The following is a 509-nucleotide window of genomic DNA, read 5'->3' on the forward strand; positions in this document are numbered from 1 at the left end:
GCTCCTGTTGGACCGGTTACTCCTTGAATTCCTGTCGCTCCCGTTGGACCCGTTATACCTTGTATTCCCGTCGCTCCAGTTGGACCCGTTATACCCTGTATTCCCGTCGCTCCCGTTGGGCCCGTTTCACCCTGTATTCCGTTCGCTCCTGTTGGGCCGGTTACACCCTGTATTCCCGTCGCTCCGGTTGGACCTGTTATACCCTGTATTCCCGTCGCTCCAGTTGGACCTGTTACACCCTGAACTCCTGTCGCACCGGTTGGGCCGGTTACACCCTGTATTCCCGTCGCACCAGTTGGACCCGTTACTCCTTGGATTCCGGTGGCTCCCGTCGGGCCGGTCACTCCTTGTATTCCAGTGGCTCCCGTCGGGCCGGTTACTCCTTGGATTCCTGTCGCTCCAGTTGGGCCCGTTACACCCTGTATTCCGGTGGCTCCCGTCGGGCCGGTCACTCCTTGGATTCCCGTTGCTCCTGTTGGACCGGTTACTCCTTGAATTCCTGTCGCTCC

The 509-nt window shown here is 59.3% G+C and carries 1 pseudogene; it reads right to left on the bottom strand.

Annotated elements, in window-relative coordinates:
* A pseudogene (locus AC6F34_RS16320) lies at positions 1-509 on the bottom strand (collagen-like protein); the annotation flags it as partial.

Source organism: Niallia sp. CD-39 (assembly GCF_059874745.1).